Origin of the sequence: Mycolicibacterium palauense (assembly GCF_002592005.1) — a bacterium.
Lineage (GTDB): Bacteria > Actinomycetota > Actinomycetes > Mycobacteriales > Mycobacteriaceae > Mycobacterium > Mycobacterium palauense.
The window spans coordinates 12,921-35,264 of sequence record NZ_NVQF01000013.1; the positions used below are offsets into that span (position 1 = coordinate 12,921).

Genomic DNA, 22,344 nt, shown 5'->3' on the forward strand with positions numbered 1-22,344 from the left:
AGATGAGCGATGAGCTGAAACCGCCCGACCCGCCCGAAGCGATCGCCGCGCGCTACGCCGGCGCGGCCAAGGATGCCGTGAACGCCATCGCCCAGGTCGGCATCGACGCCTTCGACAAGGTCAACGGGCCGCAGGGCAACCCACCGCAGAAGTACGAGCCCAAGGACGCGATCGGCTCGCTGGCCGGACTGGCCGCCGCGGCACTCGACGGTGGCATCTCGCTGGCCAGGGTCGCTCTGCAGGTGCAGTGGGACCGCAGGGTTCTCCTCGTGGCCGACAACGTGGCCTCGATCGTGCAGAACGGTCTATCCGACGTCGTCGACGTCGCCGCGGACACCGCCAAGCAGGCCAAGCCCAAACCCGTCGAGACACAGCAGCAGGAATGGGTGGACACCGCGATCAAGCTCACTGGGATCGCCGCACTGCGGGGCGCGGAGATCCTGGAGACCGTCATCGCCGGGCCGGGCGCCTACGCCAACCCCGTCATCAGCCGGACCGTCCCGATCGCGGCCGCCGACCGCAGACCCAAACCGTCGACTCTGACCGTCACGAAACTGACCCGCCCGGACGACGGGGTGGACGTCGCCGCCCTGGCCATGTTCGACCCCAAGGACGGCAGCCTCCCGGCGGATGCCGACACGTTCACCCTCGTCGTCAACACCGCCGGGCTGCCCAGCGGGGTGTTCCACGGTGAGGTGGTGGCCACCGACGAGGACGGTCAGAGCACCATCGCGTTCTCCATCGCGATCCCCGAGACCTCGGACCCGCCGGAGCCGTGAGCGACGCAGAACAACGGCCGCGCGTCGACGAGCTTCTCGACCGGGCGTGCGAGGCGATCAACGCCGGTGACCGCGCGACCGCCAACGTCCTGGCCGAGCAGGTGCTCGCGCTGGACGCCGGCAACGCCGAGGCCGAGGATCTACTCTCGGCCCCCGTCGCTCACGGTGAGATCCGGCGCCTGACAATCATGTTCGCCGATCTCGTCGACTCGACAGCACTGTCGACGAGGACCGAACCCGAGATCTACCGCACCGTGGTCGGCCGCTACCGCGACGACGTACTGCGGATCGTCGGCCAATTCGAGGGGCATATCGGCTCGACCAAGGGCGACGGACTGCTGGCCGTGTTCGGGCATCCGGTCGCCCATGAGGACGACGCCATCCGCGCCACCCAGGCCGGCCTCGACATCACCCGTGCCATCAGCGAGCTGACCGTGGCGGTGCGCCGCAGGTTCGGCTTCGACATCGCCGTGCGCGTCGGTATCCACCGCGGGATCGTCTACCTGGATACCAGCCAGGACGACGTCTACGGCCTGGCGGCGAACCTGGCGGCACGCATCTGCAGCGTCGCCGACCCGGGCACCGTCGCGGTCTCCGAGGCCGTCGAACCATTGGTCGTCGGCCGCTTCGACCTGGAAGTGCAGTTGCCCCGCAAGGTCAAGGGCGTCGACGACCCGATCAGGTACTACCGGGTGCTGGGCGAGCGTGACGTCCGGCCGGTTTCCCTGGGGCCGCTGGTGGGCCGTGATCGCGAACTCGGGCACCTTCGGCACAGCTGGGAGCAGGTGCTGGCCAATCAGCTCAGCACGCCCGGCGTAGCCCTGCACGGCGACGCCGGCATCGGGAAGAGCCGGCTGGCCTGGTCCGCGGTGGACCTCGCCGAGCGCTCGCACGCCGTCGTCCTACAGCTGGTCGGATCGCCGTTTCACACCGATGTCGGGTTGCGCCCGTTCCGCCGCCTGCTGGAACGCCGGTGCGGCATCACCCGCGTCTCCGAGCCGTCGGAACGCCTGACACTGCTCACCCGCGAACTCGTCGACCGTTCCCTGGATCCCTCGACGATGATCCCGCTGCTGGCTCCCATTCTCGGGATCGCCCCGAGCGCGGGCTACGAGCCGGTGCAGGCCGAGGGACGCAAGCTGTTCGAACTGATCTCCGCGGCGGTGCAGGACTATCTGCGCGCCTGCGTGCGGGCGGTGCCGGCGCTGGTGCTCGTCGAGGACATGCACTGGTTCGACGAGGACACTGTCGAAGCCGTCCAGCACCTGCTCGCCTCGGATCTCGGTGGCCACGTGCTCGTCGTGATGACCAGCCGCAACGAGATCCCCTTCCCCGCCGATCTGGTCGAGACCTTCGAGCTCAGACCGCTCAGCGACGCCGAAGCCGAGCAGCTCATCGCGGCACTGCATCCCGATGCCAGCCCATCGCAGCGGAGCGCCGTACGGATGCGCTGCGACGGGGTACCTCTCTACATCGAGGAGGTGCTGGCCAAACTGCGGGAACTGGCCTCCGACTCCGCGGCGATGGCCGGCGTCCCCGACTCGCTCTACGAGGCACTGTTCGCGCGCCTGCGCTCCAGCGAGAACTCGGTACGGGTGGTGGAGGCCGCCTCGATCATCGGCAGCCGCATCGAACGCAGCCTGCTGCTCTCGGCGGTCGACCTGACCGACGCGGAGGTCGACGAGGTGATGACCCAGCTGGTCAACAGTCGCGTACTCGAGCCCCTCGAGGCCGACACCTGGCGGTTCCGGCACGAACTGCTGCGTGAGGTGGGTTCCGAGCTCGCACCCCCGACCCTGCGCCGTCAACTGCACAGCCGCATCGCCGACAGCCTGCTCTCGGCTGCCGACAGCGGCAACCCGGACTGGCCGTTGATCGCCCGCCACTACGAGAATGCCGGGCGCCTCGTGGAGGCGGCCACCGCGTACCGCCACGCTTCCCTGAACGCGTGGCAACGGGGGGCACTGGGCGAGGCCCGAACCTACCTGACACACGCGATCGCCCAGATCCAGCGCGCCGAGCCGACGGCCGCCCGCGACCGGATGGAGATCGCGCTGCGCCAGCGCCGGGCGATGCTCGCGCAGGCGGCGGAGGGAGTGTTCAGCCCGAATGTCGCCGCCGACTTCGAGCGGTGTCTTCACCTGTGCGGCAACGATTTTCAGGACGACGACCTGTTCTCCACGGTGATGTCACTGTATCCGTACTACACGATGCGCGCCGACCTGCAACGCGCCGAACGGTTGGTCCGCTCGATCCGGGCGAGCCTGACCGGTCCACGGCAGGGTTATCTTCCGGTCAACGAGTTCGCCCTCGGGATGCTCGCCTGGTACCGCGGCGACTTCGGCTACGCCTGGTCGAAGATGGAGACGGCGGCACGGTCGGTGAGCCAGCAGGCCGTCGACGAGCTCGACAAGATGCTCTTCATGCCCAATGACGCGACCGCGGGGCTCTACACCCACCGCGCGTTGTCTCGGTATGTCGACGGGGACGTGACCGCCGCCGAGACCGAACTGGCCGCCGCAGAGCGGCGCTGCAGCGAGCTGCCGTTTCCGCAGGGCTCGTTCAGCCTGGCCTACGCGCGCCAGATCGAGGTGCTGATCCGGATCGAAGCCGGCCAACTGGATCGCGCCGCCGCTGCGGCCGTCGAGCTGGAGGAGCTGGGCGAGCGGCACGGCTTCGATTCCTGGGCGATCGCCGGCACCGCCCAGCAGGCCGCCGTCGCCGCGCTCGTCGCGCTCGCCGAGGCAGAGCACGCCGCGGATCCGGGGGCCCTGCTGGCCCCCCACATCGCCACGCTGGACGCCATCGTGAGCATGTGGCGTGAGGTGGGGGTGATCTCGCTGATCACCTTCTATGACGCCCTGCTCGCGACGCTGTTGCTGGCGGCCGGGCAGCCCGCGACGGCCCGGGAGCGAATCCGGCTCGGGCTCGAGCTGGCCGAGAGCACGGGAATGCACTTCTACGACGGCGAGCTCCTCCGGTTGCGCGCCCGCACGGTCGATGACGGGCAGCAGCGCCGGTCCGACCTGACCGCGGCCCGCGAACTGACCCGCCAGCAACAGGCCAGACTGTTCGAATTGCGCACGGTCCTCGATCTTTTCGAACAGGACCCGGAGTCCTTTGCAGCCGAACTGTCCCACGTCGTGGCCGGGTTCGCCGACGACAGCTGCCCCGAAGTCGTCCGCGCCCGTTCCGTTCTCGGGTGACCCGGCATCGGAGCAGGGTCGCCATCCTGGGCGGGGGGATGGCGGGCCTGGCCGCGGCGTGGCGGCTCAGCGAGCCGGGCTGGCGCGACGAGTTCGAGTCCATCACCGTGTATCAGCGCGGCTGGCGGCTCGGCGGTAAGGGCGCGTCGAGCCGCGGGGAGCACGGCCGGATCGAAGAGCACGGACTGCACATCTGGCTCGGCTCCTACGAGAACGCCTTCGCCCTGCTGCGCGAGTGCTATGCGGAACTGGACCGGGGCCGCACCGATCCGCGAGCACCGATCCAAAGCTGGCGCCAGGCGCTGGTTCCCGCCGAGAACCCCGGCCTGGCCGACCGTTTCGGCGACGAATGGCTGACCTGGCTCGGCACCCATCCCGGTGATCATCGCCTGCCGGGTGATCCCGATGCCACCGGCCGCGAGCTCACCGTGGTCTCGTTCCTCGACCGGGCGCTTCGACTGCTGCTGGCGTTCGTCGAGTCCCTGCGCGAGGCGACCGCGAGCGATCTGCACCTGACGACCTCACCGGTGGCGCCACCCGCTCCGTCGGCGCAGGCGTCGGCCGTCCAGCGGGCGGTGCTCACGGCGCTGGCGGCCCTGGCCGAGCCCGACGCCGTCACCGGCGACGTGCTCGACACCGCACTGGGTGCGGTGCGGGAGGCCATCGACTATCAAACCCAACCCGCCCACCGCCGGGCGTGGCTGTTGATGTCTCTGGTCACCGCCGCGATCCGCGGCATCGTGGCGGACAACCTCGTCACCCGCGCAGACGGGTTCCGCGCCCTCAACGACGAGGAGTTCGGCGAGTGGATACTTCGCCACGGCGGACATCCCGACGTACTCGATTCGGCGATGGTGCGCGGGCTCTACGACCTCGTCTTCGGCTACGCGGATGCCGACCCGGAGCGGCCCGCCGTCTCCGCGGGGTTGATGGTGTTCCTGCTCGGCACCGCCCTGTTCGAGTACAAGGGTGCGTTCTTCTGGAAGATGACCGCCGGTATGGGCGATGTGGTGATCGCGCCGCTGTATCAGGCGCTACGCCGGCGCGGCGTGCGGTTCGAGTTCTTCCACCGCCTCGACGGGCTGCACCTGTCCGAAGACGGATGCGCGATCGACGCGATCACCCTGGGCCGTCAGGCAGGGCTGGCCGGGGACGCCGAGGCCTACGAGCCGCTGATCCGCGTCGGCGGGCTGCCGGTGTTTCCCGATCGGCCGCTGGCCGACCAGCTCGTCACCGATGTGCCCGGTACCTCGTCGCTGCCGGAATCCGAATCGCACTTCGCCGAGCGTGCCGACACGCAGAGCCGGGTTCTGCGGCGGGGCACCGACTTCGACGACGTGGTGCTGGCGGTATCGCTGGCCATGCTGCCGGTGGTCGCCGGCGAACTGATCGACGACCGGCCGGAATGGAAGCAGATGGTCACGCGGGTGCGCACCGTCGCCACCCAGGCGTGTCAGGTCTGGTTCCGGCCGACCGAGGACGAACTGGGCTGGCCCAGGCCGGGCGCCACCGTCAGCGCCTACCTGCGCCCGTTCGAGACCTGGGCCTCCATGCCGCAGACGCTGTGGGCCGAACAGTGGCCGCACGACGACCGGCCGGGTGCGGTCGCGTATTTCTGCGGCAGTCTGGATGCCCCGTGGCCGCCGGGCGACGCGCCCGATCATGAGCACCCCGATGAGCACCCCGATGAGCACCCAGATGAGCACTATGTGCGCCGCTACCGCGAGCAGGTCCGCGCCGACGCCCTCGACCACCTGGCGCACAACCTGAAGCCGTTCTATCCGAACGCCGTCACCGAGGACGGTTTCGATTGGAGCGTGCTGGCCGACATCTACGTCAGCGCGAACATCGATCCCTCCGACCGGTATGTGCAGTCGGTCCCCGGATCCGACCGTTACCGGTTGCGTCCCGACGAGAGTGGCTACGACAACCTGGTGCTCGCCGGGGACTGGACCGACTGCGGCATGAACGCGGGGTGCATCGAGGCGGCGGTGATGTCGGGCCTTCAGGCCGCCAACGCGGTGCGCGGCCGCGCCCGCTTTCACCGCATCCGCGGCTACTGGCTGCCGTAGCTCTCCGCCGGTGGGGTCAGTCCTCCCGGGCCTGCCGTTCCCGGTAGGCCGCCACGTGCTGGCGGTTGCCGCAGTTGCCGGTGTCACAGAAGATCCGGGAGCGGTTGCGGGACAGGTCGACCAACGCCGCGTCGCAGTCCGGTGCCGCGCACAGCTTGAGCCGGCGCAGCTCGCCCACCCGGATCAGGTCGGCCAGCGCCATCGCCATCTCCGCGCCCATGCGTTGGGCCAGCGGATCGTGGATGGACGCCAGGTGCAGATGCCACTCGGGCATCTCGGGATGCCTGGTCAGCCAGGGCGAGGCCCGGGTGTCGGACAACAGCGCGTTGACCAGTCCGACGGTGCGCTCCTCGTCGTCGGTGACCGCCCACAGCCTGCCCAGCCGCTCCCGCAGCCGGTGCACCGCCTCCAGTTCCGCGTCGTCGTGGTCGCGGCGGCCGGTCCATCCGTAACCGTCCAGGTACTCGTCGAGCGCCGCCTGGTCACCGAGCTGTTCGCCGTCGATCCGATCGCTGTTGACCAGGGCACAGGCGGCGCGCAGTGTGAGCTCGGTGTCATGACTGAAATTCATTTGACTCATGACCTCCTTTGGTCATATCGTCACTACCAAAGCTGATTTTACTCATTACATCGCTCTGTTGCGTCCCCCCTGCCCGTCCCCCGAGGTGCCCCATGTTGATGACCGAGCGCGCCGAGACCGCCACCACGTTCCGGCTCGGCATGCTGTTCGCGGTCGTGTCCGCGTTGTCCTTCGGGATGTCCGGTCCCTTCGCTCGGGCGCTGATGGAGGCCGGGTGGAGCCCCACCGCGGCGGTCACCGCCCGCCTCGCCGGCGGCGCCCTGCTCATGGCCGTCTACGCCACCCTCGTCAAGCCTGACTGGTGGCGCGAGTCGGCGCAGCACGCCCGCACCGTCGTGCTGTACGGGCTGATCCCGATCGCGGGCGCCCAGCTGTGCTACTACAACGCGGTGGCACACCTGTCGGTGGGCGTCGCCCTGCTCCTCGAGTACGCCGCCCCGCTGCTGGTGGTGGGCTGGATCTGGCTCACCACCCGGCGCCGGCCCAGCGCCCGGACACTGGCCGGTGCGGGCCTGGCCGTCGCCGGGATCATGCTCGTGCTCAACATCTTCACCGGAGCCCACATCAATGCCGTCGGCGTCGCGTGGGGCCTGGCCGCGGCCGTGTGCGCGGCCTGCTACTTCCTGATGAGCGACCAGGTCGGCGCCGACGGCACCGGGATCTCCCCGGTGACGCTGGCCGCCGGTGGACTCGTCGTCGGCGCGGCCGCGGTCGCGCTGCTCGGCGCCGCCGGCGTGATGCCGCTGACGTTCACCACCGCCGACGTGGTGATCGCCGGTTTCACCACGTCGTGGCTGGTCCCGGTGGTGTTGCTCGGTGTCGTCAGCACCGCCCTGGCCTACACCCTGGGCATCCTCGGGGTCTCGAAGCTGCGGCCCGGGTTCGCCTCCCTGGTGGGGCTGGCCGAGGTCCTCTTCGCGGTGCTGTGGGCATGGTTGCTGGTCAGCGAGGCCATCACGCTCACCCAGGCGATCGGCGGGGCGGTCGTGCTGACCGGCCTGGCCCTGGCCCGCCGCGGCGACGACACCGCCGTGAGCCCGGGCCCCGCCGAGTCCGCCGAGGTCTCGGGGGCGACGATCGCCGCCGCGGGCTGGCCCGATACCGCCGCGACACCGCAGCCGGCCGAGCCGCAGGGGTAACACGGCAACCACCTCAGGACCGACTTCCGGAATACTTTAGGGAATGAATTCCGCGAGTGGTCGTTAAGATCTTGATGTGACGACCATCGGCAAGACCTCCCCGCTGTCTCAGTTGTCGCTACCGCGTCCACTGCGGCTGCTGCTTCCGATCGTGGCCGGGATCGTGGCCACCGTGGCCGGCGTGCTGGCTCCCGCCGCGCTGCCCACCGCCCGAGCGGCGGACTGCCCCCCGGTGGAGGTGGTCTTCGCCCGCGGCACCGACGAGCCCCCGGGCCTGGGCCGGGTGGGCGACGCCTTCGTCGGCTCGCTGCGCGGGAAGGTCAGCCAGGCGGTGGGCACCTATGCGGTCAACTACCCCGCCACCTACGACTTCCTGGCCGCGGCCCAGGGCGCCAACGACGCCAGCAACCACATCCAGTGGATGGTGGCCAACTGTCCGGCCACCCGGCTGGTACTCGGCGGCTACTCCCAGGGCGCGGCGGTGATCGATGTCATCACCTCGGTGCCCTTCCCCGCCGTCGGCTTCAACGCACCGCTGCCCGGCAACGTGCCCGACCACATCGCCGCGGTGGCCGTCTTCGGTAACCCCACCGCCAAGGTGGGCCTGCCCCTCACGGTCAGCCCGGTCTACGGCACCCGGGCCATCGACCTGTGCGAGGCCGGCGATCCGGTGTGCTCCGACGGCGACAACATTCCCGCGCACAGCGACTACGTGAATTCGGGCCTGACCAACCAGGCCGCATCCTTCGTCGCCGGGTTGCTGTGATTCGGTTTTATCGGCTAAGTATGTGAGGATTACCGCTATGATCGACGCCCCTCACGCCCGCCCAACGGTGCGCCGCCGTATGGCGGTCGCCGCCGCATCGGTGGCCGCGGCCGCATCGGTGGCCGCCGCCGTCGTCGTCGCACCGGCAGGCCTGCCCGTGGCGTCCGCCGCCCCGTGCCCGGATGTGGAGCTGGTGTTCGCCCGCGGCACCAGCGAGGCGCCCGGCATCGGCCGGGTCGGACAGGCGCTGGCCGACTCGCTGCACGGCCAGCTCGGTGGCCGCAGCCTGGGTATCTACGGCGTCAACTACCCCGCCACCTATGACTTCCTGGCCGCCGCCGACGGCGCCAACGACGCCACCAACCACATCGCGACGATGTCGCAGCAGTGCCCGAACACCCGCATCGTCCTCGGCGGCTACTCCCAGGGCGCCGCCGTGGTGGACATGCTCGCCGGCATCCCCCCGCTGGGCAACAAGATCGGCGAGGTCGGCTCCGCGCCGCCGCTGCCGGCCAGCCTGGTCGGAAACGTCGCCGCCGCAGCGGTCTTCGGCAACCCCGCCACGAAGTTCGGCAACCCGCTCTCGGGTGCGTTCGGGGGCCGCGCGATCGACCTGTGCAGCAACGGGGATCCGATCTGCTCGGACGGGCGCAATCCCTTCGCACACACCAACTACGAGTCCGGCCCGATGCCGGGCCAGGCCGCCGGATTCATCGTCGGATACGTTTAGGCCGGATACGTTTAGGCCGGATACGTTCAGCCACCCACCAACTTTCGCTACCATGGGCCGGGTGAGTCTCGGTCGCGGTAGAGCACTGGCAGCCGGCCTGGTCGCCGCACTGGCGGCGGTCCTGGCCGTCGCACTGCCGGCCACCGCTGCCGCCGCCGACTGTCCGGCAACCGAGCTGATCTTCGCCCGCGGCCGCCTCGAACCCGCCGGGGCCGGCCAGATCGGCAACGCCCTGGCCAGCGCGCTGCGCGCCAAGGGCGAGAACGTGTCCCTGTACGCGGTCGACTACCCCGCCAACACCGAGGTCGACCTGGGCGCCAACGACATGAGCCAGCGCGTGCAGCAGACGATGGCCAACTGCCCCGATACCAGGATCGTGTTGGGCGGCTACTCCCTGGGAGCGGCCGTCACCGATGTGGTACTCGCCGTGCCGTTGTCGTTCTTCACCTTCAAGAAACCGCTGCCGCCCAACGCCTCCGACCACATCGCGGCGGTCGCCCTGTTCGGCAACGGCATCCAGTGGGTCGGCCCGATCTCCGCCTTCAACCCCGTCTACCGCGATCGCACCATCGAGCTCTGCCACGGCGACGACCCGATCTGCAACCCGACCGACCCGGAGAACTGGGAGTCGTACTGGCCCGACCACCTCGCACCGGCCTACATCAGTGCCGGCATGGTGAACCAGGCCGCCGATTTCGTGGCCGGACGGCTCTAGACAGGCGCCAATCAGGCCTCGGCGAGCCCCGAGCGTGTCCGCGCCGACGCCCGACAGACACCGCCCCCGGCGCTTCTTCGCACGCCTGACACGACCCGACGGGTCGCCCTCCTGAGTTGCAGAGCCGGTCTTCCCGAAAATAAGATCTAATACACGATCTGATGGAAGGTTCCTCGATGCCCGACACTCCCCCGGCCGCCGACCTCGACCTCGCGCAGGCTGTCATCGCCCACATCGATGAGGCGCGGCTGGTGCAGCTGGTGCAGGAAGTGTGCCGAATTCCCAGCGTTCTGGGTGAGGAAGGGCCACTGGCGCGACACCTTGTCGACACCATGCGACGGTCCGGCTTCGCCGGAGTCCGCGCGCAGGAGGTGCTCCCCGCACGGCCGAATGCGATCGGGCACTTGGACTTCGGCCCTCGACCCACCGACGGCCCGACGGTGGTCCTCACCGGACACATGGACACCAAGCCGGTCTCGCACGGCTGGACGGTCGCCGAGCCCTTCTCCGGCGACATCGTCGACGGCGCGGTCTACGGGCACGGCATCATGGATATGAAGGCCGCCCTGGCGTGCCAGATCGTCGCGATCGAGGCGCTGCGGTCCGCCCAGCTGCCGATACAGGGCCGTGTCGCGATGGCCGCGGTGTCCGACCACATGGGCGAGCAGCTCGGGTCGATTCGCTACTTCGAGGAGCACGGCGCCGACTATTGCGTGCTCGGCGAGCTGTCCGACAATGAGATCTTCGTGGGCCACCGCGGCCGGTACTACTTCGACGTCGTCGTCCGCGGCGTCTCCGCCCACACCTGTCACAAGAGCCTGGCCGTCAACGCAAACATGCTTGCCGCGCACGCGATCATCGAGCTGGACGCCTCGCGGCTGGAGCCGGCGCTCGACGACCGGGTGTCGTCGCTGTTCGGGCCGGAGACGTTCATGAGCCCCGGCCGGGTCTACGGCGGCCTGCCCCCGGGCGGCCCGTCGATGATCCCCGACGAATGCGTGGTCCGGATAGACTGCCGCCCCCAGCCGGGTGTCAGCGTGCAGACCGTCCGCGCGGAGGTCGAACGCTGCCTGGCGGTGGCCCGCGAACGCGAACCCCGCCTACGCGCGGAAATCGTTCTCGCCGATGTCAAATCGGGCTATCTCGCCTCCGAGGACGACGAGGTCACCATGCTGATGAGACGAGCCGTCCACTCGGTTCGGGGGCACGAGCCCGGCGTGGGGGTGGCCGGCTGGCTCGGCGACACCGCGAGTTTCGGTGATCGCATCCCGACCGTCATCTTCGGCCCCGGGGGCGAACCGGTGTACTGCCCGAACGAGCATCTCTCGATCGACGACATCGTCGAGGCGGCGCGGGTCTACGCGGCCTTCTGCGCTTACGCGCTGGCGTCGGACCAGACCACCCGATCCTCGACCAGCAGGGAGCTCCCGTGAGATCTGCCGTCACACTGCAACCGGTCTACCCCCCAGCGGAGTTCCGGCGGATCAGCGCGGAGATCGAGGACCTCGGCTTCGACGAACTCTGGCTGACCGACTCGTCGCTGCACGCCCGCAACTGCTACGCCTACCTGACACTCGCGGCCATGGCGACCTCGCGGATCGCGCTGGGAACCGCCGTCACCAATCCGCTGACCCGGCATCCCGCCGTCGGCGCGAGCGCCATCGCGGCCGTCGACGAGATCTCCGGCGGCCGCGCCCGGTACGGGATCGGCGTGGGCGACCGGCCCCTGGAGTCGCTCGGGCTGCGACCGGCGAAACTGGCGACCCTCGAAGACGCCGTCAGCGTGTCGCGGCGGCTCTGGCGCGGCGACGACGTCACGTGCGCGGCGGAGGGCTTCCGGTTGGAGCAGGCGCACATGAAGTTCCCGCCTGCCGCACCGATCCCGGTCTACCTGTCGGCCAGCGGGCCGAGGACGCTCGAGCTGGCCGGGCGCATCGCCGACGGAGTGATCATCCTCGCGGGACTGCATCCCGACGGCATCCGATATGCGCTGCAGCACATCGACCGCGGCGTCGAACAGGCCGGCCGCGGTGAGCGCCCGACGATCAACGTCTTCGCATACGGACAGATCTCCGAGGACACCGAAAGCGCGCTGCAGGCGGCCCGGACCATCGCGGCATGGTTTCCCCAGACCGCACCGGTGTACTGCGAGCTCGCCGGACTGCCACGTTCTCTCGTCGAGCAGGTGCGGTCGACCTACACCGGGGGCGAGTTCCAGGAGGCGCAGGCGGCGGCGGCGTTGTTGCCCGACGACTTCGTCCGCAGAATGGCCCTGGCCGGCAACCGCTCCGACGCCGTGGCCCACATCCGGACACTCGCCGCGGTCGGCGTGGACACGCTGACCGTCTTTCCCATCGGCGGAGACCAGCCCAGCCGCATCGCGACCATCGGGGCATTCGCCGAGGCCATGCGGGAGGCCGGGTGACGAGCCACATCCCGTCGAAGACCGTCGCCATCGTCCTGGAGACCTGCCTGGGCGTGCGGCGCGGCGAGATCGTGGCATTGCTGCACGACGCCGACACCGACGCCGCGGTTCTGGGTGCCCTGTCGGCCGGACTACTCGAGCGCGGCGCGATACCGACACCCGTCGCCGTGCCCCGCTACCGGATCCCGGGCTCCGAACCGCCCCCGGCCGTCGCGGCCGCGCTGCTCGAGGCCAACGCGGCGATCGAACTCACCTCCACCTTCCTGGGCTCCAGCCGGGCCCGGCAGAACGCCACCGCGGCGGGGCGCCGATACCTGTGCATGCCCGCCGTCGTCGAGGACACCTTTCGGCTCGGCGGCCCCCTGGACGTCGACTTCGACGCCCTGGTCGCGACCACCACCGCGCTCTCCCGGCTGTGGGAGGAGGCCGACACCTACCGCATCACCACCGGCGCCGGCACCGACCTTCGCGGTTCGGTGCGTGGCCGACGCGGGCGTGCACTGACCGGGGTCGCCCGCAACCCGGGCGAATACATGGCCCCGCCGGACATCGAGTCCGGGACCGCGCCGGTGGAGGAGTCCTCGGAGGGTGTCGTGGTCATCGACGGCGATTTCCTGTTCATGGGTGCCGGCCCGGTCACCGAACCGGTTGCGCTGCACATCAGCCGGGGCCGGCTGGTCGGCGTCGAAGGGCGTCAGGGAGCGCGTCTGCAGTCCATGCTCGGCGACGTCGACGACCCCCGGATGAGCAACCTCGCCGAGGTGGCCGTCGGCCTGAATCCCCAGGGCACGGTCTGCGGGGTCCCGATGGAGACCGAATCCACCAAGGGCAGCGCACATATCGCCTTCGGCAACTCGCTGGCCTACGGCGGGACCGTCGACGCCCCCGCCCACCTCGACTGTGTCATGCGCGATGCGACGATATGGCTGGACGGCACACCGCGGATCTGCGACGGTGAGGCGATCGGGCAGGGGGCACCGCGGTGACCGACGAGTCACCGCCGGCGCTGTCCGGCATGCCGTCATTCGAAGCGTTGCTGCGCCGGCCGGACCTGATCTGGATGGGACAGAACACCACCCACCTGGAGCCGCCCGCGGCGGTGGTCGACGCGCTGCGCACGAGCATCGAGCGGCACGAATTTCAGTTCTACGCCCCCGCAGCGGGTTTCGCCGAGCTGCGCGAGCTCATCGTCGAGGACCTCGGCCTGCCGGGCAGCCAGGCCTGGGTCACCGACGGGGCGGTGTCGGGTCTTCACCAGGTGTGCACCGTCCTGGCCCCACGGGTCAGCAAGCTCATCACCAGCGACCCGGGCTGGCCCTGGCCGGCCCGGTTCGTCGCCGACCAGGGTCTGCCCGTCGCCGTCGCGCCGGTGTTCGACACCCCGGAACGGATACTGACCGCGGCGCAGATCGCCGCGGTGATCGAGCCCGGCAGTCTCCTCTACCTCATCGACCCACTCAATCCGCTGGGCAGCAGCTACACCCGCGACCAGCTCATCGAGATCACCGACCTCGCGCGCGCCACCGGTTCCTACGTCGTGCACGACTGCACCTACCGCCATTTCGCCGACAACCACACCCTGGCCGCCCAGCTCTATCCGGAACGGACCATCACCACCTACAGCTTCTCGAAGTGGCTGGGCATCGCGGGGCTGCGGGTGGGTGCCCTGGTGGCGATCCCGGAGCTGCTCGCAACCTTCACCCATGCGCCCGCCAATCCCCTCGGTGCCGGCATCACCGCACAGCGGGCCGCGATCGCCGGCCTGCGGGTCAAGGTGCCGTGGCTCGCCCGGGTCCGTGCGGCGAATCGCCGGAACATCGAGGCCATCGAGTCGGTGGTGGCCGGCCGCGGCGCGGACCGGATAGTGGTGTCACCATCGCAGGGCAATTTCGTCGCGATCGAGCTCGACGCGGCCGGTCCGACCTCGGAACAGGTCTGCCGGGCCATGCTGGAGCGGAACATCTTCATCCGCCCGGGCACCTACCAGTCACCGCGGTTCGGCGATCGCTTCGTCAAGGTGAGCACATCGGTACCCCCGGCCTGGACGGACCGGTTCTGCGCAGAGTGGACCGCGCTGGCCGCCAGGCGAGAGGTGGCCCGGTGACCCCCGCGAGCCGCTTCTCCGACGTGACCCCCGGGGAGTACGCCGCCAGCAGCGCCGTCGAGCTCGGGCGTCGCGTCGCGACGGCTGAACTGTCACCGGTGCACCTGGTGGAGTGTGCCCTCGAGCTCGCCCGCGAGGCAGAGCCCCGGATCAACGCGTATGCCGGATTCATGGCCGACCGGGCGCTGCGCGACGCCGCACGGGCCGAGCGGGAGATCCGCTCCGGGCACCTGCGCAGCGGCTTGCACGGTGTTCCGATCGCGGCCAAGGACAATCTCAACATCGCCGGCGAGGTGATCGGCAAGGGCTCGCTGACCACCTCTGCGACACCGGCGGCCACCACATCGCCGATCATGGCGCGACTGCTCGAGGCCGGCGCGGTGGTCATCGGTCGAACCACCACTCCCGAGTTCGGCTGGAAGGGCACGGGAATCTCACCGCGCACCGGCGTCACCCGAAACCCCTGGGACACCAGCAGGAACACCGGCGGGTCCAGCGCGGGCTCCGGCGCGACGGTGGCCGCGGGCGCCGTACCGCTGGCCACCGGCACCGACGCGGGCGGTTCCGTGCGCATCCCCGCGGCGTTCTGCGGGATCGTCGGCTTCAAACCGACGCTGGGCGCCATCCCGGTCTGGCCGGCCACCCACAACGCCACCCTGTCCCACGCCGGCCCGATGAGCAGGCACGTCGCCGACGCCCGGCTGGCCTTCGACCTCACCCGCGGCCCCGACGCCCGTGATCCGCAGTCCTTCTTCTCCCGTCGGGGGCCCGGCCTGACCGGTCGCGCACGCATCGCGGTGGTGCGGGAACCGTTCGGAATCGCGCCGTGCGACGCGGTCGCCGCGGTCTTCGAGGCGACGGTCCAGCTACTGGACCGCGCCGGCGTGGCCGACCTCGTCGAGCTGGCACTGCCCGGACCGCCACCCCGGGAGATGTTCGAGGCGCTCTGGATCACCGGACGGGGCATCGGATTCGGTTCCACGATCCGGGCCCATGCCTCGATCATGGACCCCGGGCTGGTGCGCCTCGCGGAGCTGGCCCAGCGCTACTCGATGCCCGACTTCCTCGACGTGCTCGCCAGGCTGCGGGAGTTCAGCGCCGGCCTCTTCGCTCTCTTCGACCGCTGCGACGCGCTGCTGATGCCGACGATGCCGATCACCGCGTTCGACGCCGAGGCCGAGGTGCCCGAGGGCGGGGAGGCCGACGCCGCCCTCCCGTGGGTGACGTGGACGCCCTACACGTATCCGTTCAATCTGACCGGGCAGCCGGCGATCACGCTGCCGACCCACCTCGGCTCGACCGCCCTGCCGATCGGGGTGCAGTTGGTGTGCGCCTGGTCGGCCGACGACCTGCTTCTCGACATCGCCCAGTGGTGCGAGAGTGTGCTGGCGGCAACCAATCCGAGCCGCACCGCCCCGGCCGGGCCCGCCGGCCCGAGCGTGCGCGCTCCCGAATCTGCTGGCGGAGTATAAGATATGATCTCCCACAGTGCGATGCGCCGAGGGTAAGGATCGCGTGTTGGACAACACCTCTCCGATTCAGGTCAAGGAAGCGGTCTACCGCAGGCTGCGGTCCGCGCTCATCGACCACACCTTCGCTCCGGGCGAACCGCTGCGCGAGGTGGCGCTGTGCGCGTTGTACGGCGTCAGCAAGACACCCATCAGGGAGGCGCTCGTCCGCCTGGATCAGGACGGCCTCGTCGAGATACTGCCGTATCGCGGGGCCCGCGCCAAGCGCTATACCGAGTCCGACGTGCGCGAGCACTACGAGGTTCGGGAGATTCTGGAGTGCGAATGCGTTCGCCGGGCGGCCGATACGCGAGATCCCGCGCTGCTCGACGCGCTGAACGTGAACATCGCGGGCACACGCGCCGCCCTGGACTCCGGTGACCTGAAGTCCGCGGCCGACTATCTCGACGCCTTCGACGACATCCTGATCGGGCAGTTGAACAACCGCAGCCTCGCCGAAGTTGTGGACCGGCTCTCGGCGCACCTGAAACGGATCGGAGCCATCGGCGGCGGGATCGAGCGCTACCACGAGTCGCTGGCCCAACACCGCGCCATCGTGTCCGCCATCGCCGCCGGCGACAGCGTGCGTGCGCAGGACGTCATGCGTGCCCACATCGCCAGCATCCGCGACGTCCAGGTGGCCGCCCTGCAGCGAGCCGGGCAGCTCGGCTGACGTCACGCGGCGGCGATCGGACCATTTCCCCAGTGGCACAACACCATTGGACCTGTGTCGCGGTCGCGTCGGTCCCGGCCGCCGTGCGGCGGGCGGGCTCACCGCCGCATTCTGTAAACGCGGTGTGAAACCTGCCCTCCCCGAGTGGTCCCGGCCCGGCCGCCGCGGTCTAATAATAAGATCTAATATTCCAAAGGAGACCGGATGTCACCGACCCGTCGTATCACCGCCGCCGCCGCGCTCGCCCTCGTGACCACGCTCGGTGCGGGCGCCTGTTCCAGCCAATCCGACAGTTCCGCCGGCGCCTCCGGCGACGGTCCACGCAAGGTCGACCTGATGGTGTCCTACCAGCGGTCGCTGGCGTTCATCGGCGAGATCATGGCCCAGGAGAACGGCTATTTCGCCGACGAGGGACTCGATGTCGAACTGCAGGCCAGCGAGGGCGGTACCTACGTCGTCCAGCAGTTGATCGCCGGGAAGATCCCCTACGGCCTGGCCTCCACGGAGGGAACGTCGGTCGCCGCGTCGCAGGGCCACCAGTTGCAGGGGATCTCCGAGGCCGACCGAGACATCATCCTGATCGGCGCGCCGCAGGGTTCCGGCGTCACCTCGGTGACCGATCTCGCCGGAAAGACCCTGGGCATCACCGATCCCGGTGGTGGCGAGGTGGGGCTGGTCAATGCGGTGCTCGACGCCCAGGGCCTGACCGACCAGGTCAACGTCGTCGCGGTCGGCGCCGGCGGCCCCGCGGTGTTCGACGCCCTGCAGACCGGAAAGATCGCCGCATACGCCGGGTACACCAACGACCTGGCCGCCGTGGAGGCCCAGGGCAGCGCATTCGTCAACATCCTGCCGGAGGACTTCCGCGGCATGCCCGCCAACTCGTTCGTCCTCAAACACGATGCCTCCTCCGACGAACGCGACACCCTGATCAAGATCGTGCGCGCGTGGAACCGCGGCACCGTCGACGCCCTCAACGACCCGGGCACAGCACTGGAGGTCGGTTGCTCGTACGTGCCGGAGGAGTGCACCGACATGGACACCGCGCGTGCCTATCTCGACGCTACCCTGCGCGGCGTCGCGCCACGCGCCGACAAGATGCTCGGGGAGTACGACTACCCGGCGTTGGAGCTGCAGGCCTCCGTCCTGGCCGGAAACGCCCTCGGTGATCAGCCGATCGACTTCCAGAAGGTGTTCACCAACGACTACATCGAGCAGACCAACGACTTCACCGAACCCGTCCTGAAGGATTCATGAGCCCCGCCCGATCCGTACTGACCCGGCACGATCGGCCGGACACCACGACCCCCGGGAGGAGCTCCTCCATGGACCACGCGGCCACCTCCGTTCGAGCCCAGGCCGCCCCGGTGGTGTCGGTCGCGGGACTCAGCAAGTCCTATGCGACGCGGCGCGGCCGCGTGGAGGCGCTGCGTTCCGTGGACGTGTGCGTCCGCCCGGGTGAGTTCGTGTCGTTCGTCGGGCCGAGCGGGTGCGGCAAATCGACCCTGCTGAAGGTGATCGCCGGACTGGAGGACTACCAGGGCGGCGACGTCCAGGTCTTCGGTGCGCCTCCCAGGGCCGGACGAACCGACGTCGGCATCATGCTGCAATCGCCGGTCCTGTTGCCCTGGCGCACGGTTCTGTCCAACGTGCTGCTGCCCATCGAGATCACCCGCGGCGACATGGCGGCGGCACGAGCGCGCGCACACGAGGTCCTGGAGCTCGTCGGCCTGACGAAGTTCATCGACAAGCACGCCTGGGAGCTCTCCGGCGGGATGCAGCAACGGGCCAGCCTGGCCCGCCTGCTGCTCCTGGACCCCGACATCATGCTGCTCGACGAGCCGTTCTCGGCCCTCGACGAATTCAACCGGGAGAAGCTGACACTCGAGCTCTCCTCGATCCAGGCCGACCTCGGCCGTACCGCCATCTACGTCACGCACAGCATCGCCGAATCGGTTCTGCTTTCCGACAAGGTCGTCGTCCTCAAGCCGCATCCCGGCGAGGTCCTGGAGGTGGTGCCGGTCGACCTCCCCCGGCCCCGCACCCGCGACACACTCGGCAGCCCCGCCGCGTTCGAGCTCATCGCCCACATCCGGTCACTGCTGTTCGCGCACGAAGGAGAGGCGAGCTGATGGCCGCACCGACCGATCACTCCCCGGCGCGGACCGCAACCACCGAAGCCACCGACGCGGACGGCCCGGGCCGGCGCCGCATTCCGATCGCCGCAGTCGTGTTGCCGGCGACGGCGTGTGTCGTCGTGCTGTCCCTGTGGGAGATCGCGACCCGCACCGGATTCTTCAGCGCCATCATCATGCCGGCGCCCAGCGAGATCGCCGCGGCGCTCTGGGAGATCGCCCGGACCGGCTACTTCTGGTCCGCGACCTGGGTGACGGTCCAGGAGACGATCTACGGGTTCCTGCTGGGGTGCCTGGGAGCCTGGGTCATCGGCATGGGTATCGGGCTGTCGGTGACCTTCCGGCGCATCGTCTATCCCCTCGTCATCGCGTTTCAGAACACGCCACGCGTCGCCCTGGCGCCGGTCTTCCTCGTCTGGTTCGGGTTCGGGCTGACCTCCAAGGTCATGATGGCGGCGACGATCTGCTTCTTCCCACTGCTGATCTCCGTGGTGGTCGGCCTGGAGACCGTGGACCGCGACGCCGCGACCCTGTTGAGGTCGATGGGCGCAAGCCGGTGGCAGATGTACTACAAGCTGAGCCTGCCGTCGTCGCTGCCCTTCTTCTTCGCCGGTCTGAAGACCGCCATGACGCTCGCGCTCACCGGCGCGATCGTGGCGGAGTTCGCCGGGGCCAGCGAAGGAATGGGGGTGCTGGTGCAGACCTACAATTTCCAGCTCAACGTTGCGCACGGCTTCGCCACGATCTTCGTCCTGATGGTCATCGGCCTGCTCCTGTACGGCCTGATGGAACTGCTCGACCGCAAGATCGTCTTCTGGCAGGCCGGCCGTTGACCGCCGTGGTCATCCGGATCCGTCGCCGAGATTGCGTACATCGCGCGTCACCGCGTTGCGGGCCGCGAGCTGATCGGCCGGGGGGTAGTCGACCCCCACCAGCGTGAGACCCCGCGCCGGCGCCGCCGCGAAATCGCTGGAGCGCCGGGTCACCGTGAGCAGGCCGGCGAGCCACTCGGCATCGCGGCGCCGCTCCCCCACCGCCAGCACGGCGCCCACCAGCGAACGGACCATGTTCCAGCAGAACGCGTCCGCGCTGACGAACGCGGTGACCCGGTCACCGTCACGCACCCAGTCCAGACGTTGCAGGTCGCGGATGGTGGTAGCCCCCTCACGGTGCCGGCAGAACGCGGCGAAGTCACGCAACCCCACCAGCCGGGCCGAGGCCGCCGACATCGCCGCCACGTCCAGTGGTCGCGGCCAGGCGGTGACGTAGCGGGCCGCGAACGGGTCGACACCCCATGCGGCCGTGGACAACCGGTAGACGTAATGCCGGCGCAGCGCCGAGAAGCGCGCGTCGAAACCGTCCGGTGCCCGCACGATCTCGCGGACCCGGACGTCGGCGGGCAGGAACCGGGCCAGCCGGCGCACCAGCGGCGCGAACTCCGCCTCCCCGGGGCGGGGCCGCCGCGGGTAGGCGTGCGTCAGGGCGTCCACGGGAACGTCGGCATGCGCCACCTGGCCCGTGGCGTGCACCCCGGCGTCGGTGCGTCCCGCCACACGCACCACCACCGGGACGCGAAAGACCGTCGAGAGCGCCTCCTCGAGGACTCCGGCGACCGTGCGCTGCCCGGCCTGCACCGCCCACCCGGCGAACTCGGTCCCGTCGTAGGCGATGTCGAACCGGAGCCGGGTCGTCTCCTCACCCGGGGAGGAAAAATGATCATGCCCGCCACCGGATTCGGAGGCGGGCATGATCACAGCGTCGTCGCTAGGACTTCGTGTCATCCTCGGCACTGCCGGGCTCGGCAACCTCGGGGGCCTCGACCTCAGCCGCCTCGGCGGCTTCGGCGGTCTGGGCGTCGGCGATCGCCTCGTCCTCGGCCTGCACCTCGGCGACGGGCGTCTCCTCCACCGGAGCCTCGGCGACCGGGGCGGCCTCCTGCGATGCCGCCACCCGACGGGCCCGATCCGCTTCGGAGGTGACCGTCTTCTCCCGCACCAGCTCGATCACCGCCATCGGGGCGTTGTCGCCCTTGCGGTTCTCGACCTTGATGATGCGGGTGTAGCCGCCGTTGCGGTCGGAGTAGAACGGTCCGATCTCGGCGAACAGGGTGTGCACGACATCCTTGTCGCGGATCTTCTTCATCACCTCACGCCGGTTGTGCAGCGTGCCCTTCTTGGCGTGGGTGATGAGCTTCTCCGCGTACGGCCGCAGCGCCCGGGCCTTCGGCTCGGTGGTCTTGATTCGGCCGTGCTCGAACAGCGAGGTGGCCAGGTTGGCCAGCAGCGCCTTCTGGTGCGAGGACGACCCGCCGAGGCGAGGGCCCTTGGATGGCTTGGGCATTGCGACTATCTCCTCAATGGGGCCGGTCCCCGTATCAGGTAGGACCGGGACGGTTTCTCTTAGAGCTGTTCGGTTTCGGCGTAGTCCTGGTTGTCATCCAGGTCATAGCCGGCGTCACTGTTCCAGGTGCCGGTGGCGACGTCATAGCCGGCGACCTCGGACGGATCGAAGGTGGCCGGCGAGTCCTTGAGCGACAGACCCAGCTGGTGCAGCTTGATCTTCACCTCGTCGATGGACTTCTGGCCGAAGTTGCGGATGTCCAGCAGGTCGGACTCCGTGCGGGCGACGAGCTCGCCCACGGTGTGCACGCCCTCGCGCTTGAGGCAGTTGTAGGAACGCACCGTGAGGTCCAGGTCGTCGATCGGCAGCGCGAAGCTGGCGATGTGGTCGGCCTCGGCCGGCGACGGCCCGATCTCGATGCCCTCGGCCTCGACGTTGAGCTCGCGCGCCAGACCGAACAGCTCGACCAGCGTCTTGCCGGCCGAGGCCAGCGCGTCACGCGGGCTGATCGAGTTCTTGGTCTCGACGTCGAGGATCAGCTTGTCGAAGTCGGTGCGCTGCTCGACACGGGTGGCCTCCACCTTGTAGGTGACCTTGAGGACCGGCGAGTAGATCGAATCGACCGGGATGCGGCCGATCTCGGCGCCGGAGGCCTTGTTCTGCACGGCGGGGACGTAGCCGCGGCCGCGCTCGACGACGAGCTCGACCTCCAGCTTGCCCTTGTCGTTGAGCGTCGCGATGTGCATGTCCGGGTTGTGCACGGTGACACCGGCGGGCGGCACGATGTCGCCCGCGGTGACCTCGCCCGGGCCCTGCTTGCGCAGGTACATGGTGACCGGCTCGTCCTCCTCGGAGGACACGACCAGACCCTTGAGGTTCAGGATGATGTCGGTGACGTCTTCCTTGACCCCGGGCACCGTGGTGAACTCGTGCAGCACACCGTCGATGCGGATGCTGGTGACCGCCGCGCCCGGAATCGACGACAGCAGCGTGCGGCGCAGCGAATTGCCCAGGGTGTAGCCGAATCCGGGCTCCAGCGGCTCGATGACGAACTGGGAGCGGTTCTCGGCGAGAACCTCTTCGCTCAGGGCGGGGCGCTGAGAAATCAGCATGGTGTTTCTTTTCTCCTTCTCGGCAACCGCTATTTGATGCCGGTAGGTGAGTTCCCCACC

The 22,344-nt window shown here is 69.5% G+C and carries 20 protein-coding genes; 16 read left to right on the forward strand and 4 right to left on the reverse strand.

All coding sequences use genetic code 11. The annotated features are described in order from the left end of the window. Positions 1 to 2 precede the first annotated feature (2 nt). Genes CSR00_RS07575 through CSR00_RS07585 form a run of 3 tightly spaced genes read left to right on the forward strand, consistent with a single transcriptional unit; the run spans position 3 to position 6,057 of the window. The gene (locus tag CSR00_RS07575; protein ID WP_099021782.1) at positions 3 to 779 is read left to right on the forward strand and encodes a hypothetical protein; all 777 of its coding nucleotides are present in this window, start codon (positions 3 to 5) and stop codon (positions 777 to 779) included. Further along, a complete protein-coding gene (locus CSR00_RS07580) occupies positions 776 to 3,985 on the forward strand; it encodes an ATP-binding protein (RefSeq protein ID WP_099021783.1) in 3,210 nt (1,069 codons plus the stop codon). Before CSR00_RS07575 ends, CSR00_RS07580 begins: the two co-directional genes overlap by 4 nt. Further along, complete coding sequence (locus CSR00_RS07585) at positions 3,982 to 6,057, forward strand: FAD-dependent oxidoreductase (protein ID WP_328514689.1); 2,076 nt, start codon at positions 3,982 to 3,984, stop codon at positions 6,055 to 6,057. Before CSR00_RS07580 ends, CSR00_RS07585 begins: the two co-directional genes overlap by 4 nt. 16 nt (positions 6,058 to 6,073) lie before the next feature. Here CSR00_RS07585 and CSR00_RS07590 read toward each other — a convergent pair whose 3' ends face one another. Next, positions 6,074 to 6,628, reverse strand: a complete 555-nt coding sequence (locus CSR00_RS07590; RefSeq protein ID WP_099021784.1) for a CGNR zinc finger domain-containing protein — start codon at positions 6,626 to 6,628, stop codon at positions 6,074 to 6,076. Positions 6,629 to 6,735: 107 nt separating this feature from the next. On the opposite strand from CSR00_RS07590, the gene CSR00_RS07595 reads away from it, so the two are divergent. The 13 genes from CSR00_RS07595 (at position 6,736) to CSR00_RS07655 (ending at position 19,665) form a co-directional block, all read left to right on the forward strand. Continuing rightward, on the forward strand, positions 6,736 to 7,776 hold the full coding sequence (locus tag CSR00_RS07595) for an EamA family transporter (protein WP_245905887.1): 1,041 nt from the start codon (positions 6,736 to 6,738) through the stop codon (positions 7,774 to 7,776). A gap of 130 nt (positions 7,777 to 7,906) precedes the next feature. Further along, on the forward strand, positions 7,907 to 8,542 hold the full coding sequence (locus tag CSR00_RS07600) for a cutinase family protein (RefSeq protein ID WP_407662408.1): 636 nt from the start codon (positions 7,907 to 7,909) through the stop codon (positions 8,540 to 8,542). 79 nt (positions 8,543 to 8,621) lie between these two features. Continuing rightward, positions 8,622 to 9,272, forward strand: coding sequence for a cutinase family protein (locus tag CSR00_RS07605; protein ID WP_099021786.1), 651 nt, complete (start codon positions 8,622 to 8,624; stop codon positions 9,270 to 9,272). A 52-nt stretch (positions 9,273 to 9,324) separates the two neighbouring features. Further along, positions 9,325 to 9,987 carry a cutinase family protein gene (locus tag CSR00_RS07610; protein ID WP_099021787.1) on the forward strand — a complete coding sequence of 221 codons (663 nt, stop codon included), beginning with the start codon at positions 9,325 to 9,327 and terminating at the stop codon, positions 9,985 to 9,987. Between the two features lie 176 nt (positions 9,988 to 10,163). Continuing rightward, positions 10,164 to 11,420, forward strand: a complete 1,257-nt coding sequence (locus CSR00_RS07615) for a M20 family metallopeptidase (RefSeq protein ID WP_176561946.1) — start codon at positions 10,164 to 10,166, stop codon at positions 11,418 to 11,420. Further along, on the forward strand, positions 11,417 to 12,412 hold the full coding sequence (locus tag CSR00_RS07620; protein ID WP_176561947.1) for an LLM class flavin-dependent oxidoreductase: 996 nt from the start codon (positions 11,417 to 11,419) through the stop codon (positions 12,410 to 12,412). The genes CSR00_RS07615 and CSR00_RS07620 overlap by 4 nt, the downstream gene beginning before the upstream one ends. Continuing rightward, positions 12,409 to 13,398 (forward strand): 2,5-dihydroxypyridine 5,6-dioxygenase NicX family protein, encoded by a 990-nt coding sequence (locus CSR00_RS07625; protein WP_099021790.1) that lies wholly within the window; start codon positions 12,409 to 12,411, stop codon positions 13,396 to 13,398. Before CSR00_RS07620 ends, CSR00_RS07625 begins: the two co-directional genes overlap by 4 nt. Further along, positions 13,395 to 14,516, forward strand: a complete 1,122-nt coding sequence (locus CSR00_RS07630; RefSeq protein ID WP_099021791.1) for a pyridoxal phosphate-dependent aminotransferase — start codon at positions 13,395 to 13,397, stop codon at positions 14,514 to 14,516. Before CSR00_RS07625 ends, CSR00_RS07630 begins: the two co-directional genes overlap by 4 nt. Continuing rightward, positions 14,513 to 15,988, forward strand: coding sequence for an amidase (locus CSR00_RS07635; RefSeq protein ID WP_176561948.1), 1,476 nt, complete (start codon positions 14,513 to 14,515; stop codon positions 15,986 to 15,988). Before CSR00_RS07630 ends, CSR00_RS07635 begins: the two co-directional genes overlap by 4 nt. A 46-nt stretch (positions 15,989 to 16,034) precedes the next feature. Continuing rightward, positions 16,035 to 16,697, forward strand: a complete 663-nt coding sequence (locus tag CSR00_RS07640; protein WP_176561949.1) for a GntR family transcriptional regulator — start codon at positions 16,035 to 16,037, stop codon at positions 16,695 to 16,697. Positions 16,698 to 16,901: 204 nt separating this feature from the next. Next, positions 16,902 to 17,954 carry an ABC transporter substrate-binding protein gene (locus CSR00_RS07645; RefSeq protein WP_099021794.1) on the forward strand — a complete coding sequence of 351 codons (1,053 nt, stop codon included), beginning with the start codon at positions 16,902 to 16,904 and terminating at the stop codon, positions 17,952 to 17,954. Between the two features lie 68 nt (positions 17,955 to 18,022). Continuing rightward, on the forward strand, positions 18,023 to 18,829 hold the full coding sequence (locus CSR00_RS07650) for an ABC transporter ATP-binding protein (RefSeq protein ID WP_099021795.1): 807 nt from the start codon (positions 18,023 to 18,025) through the stop codon (positions 18,827 to 18,829). Further along, positions 18,829 to 19,665: an ABC transporter permease gene (locus CSR00_RS07655; RefSeq protein WP_099021796.1), complete on the forward strand. Its 837-nt coding sequence runs from the start codon at positions 18,829 to 18,831 to the stop codon at positions 19,663 to 19,665. The genes CSR00_RS07650 and CSR00_RS07655 overlap by 1 nt, the downstream gene beginning before the upstream one ends. Before the next feature lie 9 nt (positions 19,666 to 19,674). Here the strand turns inward: CSR00_RS07655 and truA are convergent, their stop codons facing one another. The 3 genes from truA to CSR00_RS07670 are packed head-to-tail and all read right to left on the reverse strand — an operon-like array spanning position 19,675 to position 22,284. After that, positions 19,675 to 20,580 carry a tRNA pseudouridine(38-40) synthase TruA gene (truA, locus tag CSR00_RS07660; RefSeq protein WP_099021853.1) on the reverse strand — a complete coding sequence of 302 codons (906 nt, stop codon included), beginning with the start codon at positions 20,578 to 20,580 and terminating at the stop codon, positions 19,675 to 19,677. 16 nt (positions 20,581 to 20,596) lie between these two features. Then, positions 20,597 to 21,172 (reverse strand): 50S ribosomal protein L17, encoded by a 576-nt coding sequence (gene rplQ, locus CSR00_RS07665; RefSeq protein ID WP_099021797.1) that lies wholly within the window; start codon positions 21,170 to 21,172, stop codon positions 20,597 to 20,599. A 59-nt stretch (positions 21,173 to 21,231) separates the two neighbouring features. Further along, positions 21,232 to 22,284, reverse strand: a complete 1,053-nt coding sequence (locus tag CSR00_RS07670; protein WP_099021798.1) for a DNA-directed RNA polymerase subunit alpha — start codon at positions 22,282 to 22,284, stop codon at positions 21,232 to 21,234. Positions 22,285 to 22,344 lie beyond the last annotated feature (60 nt).